2 protein-coding genes are annotated in these 1,026 nt (G+C 70.1%); both read left to right on the top strand.

Going from position 1 to position 1,026, the window contains the following annotated elements:
- Positions 1 to 73: 73 nt before the first annotated feature.
- Positions 74 to 466: a copper chaperone PCu(A)C gene (locus ACIP4P_RS38060; RefSeq protein ID WP_400926908.1), complete on the top strand. Its 393-nt coding sequence runs from the start codon at positions 74 to 76 to the stop codon at positions 464 to 466.
- 32 nt (positions 467 to 498) lie between these two features.
- Positions 499 to 876, top strand: a complete 378-nt coding sequence (locus tag ACIP4P_RS38055; protein WP_400926905.1) for a hypothetical protein — start codon at positions 499 to 501, stop codon at positions 874 to 876.
- Positions 877 to 1,026 lie beyond the last annotated feature (150 nt).

Below are 1,026 nucleotides of genomic sequence, written 5' to 3'. Positions count from 1 at the left end.
TCTCCACCCTCGAACGCGGAATCCGCCGAGACGACGACCTCGCCAACGCCTACCGCGACTGGCTCACCGCCGCTTGACAGCCCATAGGAGCATCATCACAGTCGCGGCAAATTCCGTCTGGGTCCGCTGGCTGCCCAACGCCCTGCCGGCCGCGGGCTACATCACGCTCAAGAACTCCTCCGACAAGCGCTACACGGTCACCAAGCTCCGGAGCCCCGACTACAAGTCGATCACGATCTACCAGACCGTCACCGACGCCGAGAGCTCGAAGATGGTCAAGGTCGACAAGGTCGAGATCCGCGCCAAGGGCGAGTTCGCCTTCGTCCCGGGCCGGTACCACCTCATGATGGAGAAGCCGACCCGCCTGATCACCCCCGGCGACAACGCCCGGGTCGTCTTCTTCCTGGACGACGGCACCGTCCTCAAGGTACGGATGCCCGTCCGCACCTCCCCCGAGCTGTACTGACCCCGACCGCGCCGCCACCAGGAGATCCGGACATGCCCACGTACCACCTCGACCTCGGCCCCAACGGGACCGAAGCGCTGGAGTCCGTCACCAAGCTCGCCCTGGTCGACACCGACGTCGACTTCGACACCTTCGTCACGGGCGATTTCAAGGCCCCCATCCCGCTGTGGGGCAACCTCCTCCTCACCCGTGGCGACGTCCGCGACCCCGACACCACCAAGTGGGCCGAGGGCGTCGAGAACACCGACACCCACCAGGACGTCGTCCTGATCGTCGGCGACCCCACCGACCCGAAGGCCCACCGCGTGCGCCTGGTCGACGCCTGGGCCAGCGTCACCTACCACCTGGACGAGGACGACGACCCCGACGCCTTCGCGATCAGCTTCAAGGACATCGCCGTCGAGAAGTAGCCGTCCCCGCCCCGCCGTGGGGCCCCCCCCCCCCCCCCGGGGGGGGCCCCCCCCCCCGCCCGGGCCCCCCCCCGGCCCCCCCCGCCCCCCCCGGGCCCACACGGGGTGGGCATGGGGGGCCCCAGACCCCCCCCCTACCGGAGGAGACGG

This window comes from Kitasatospora sp. NPDC089509, assembly GCF_044749365.1.
Taxonomy (GTDB): Bacteria; Actinomycetota; Actinomycetes; order Streptomycetales; family Streptomycetaceae; genus Kitasatospora.
The sequence above is the reverse complement of the archived record's forward strand: the minus strand, read 5'-3'. Positions and strand labels throughout refer to the sequence as shown.

Bases quoted from the DNA above. Each gene is read 5' to 3' on its own strand.
- ACIP4P_RS38055 (WP_400926905.1), top strand. From the start codon at position 499: ATGCCCACGTACCACCTCGACCTCGGCCCCAACGGGACCGAAGCGCTG.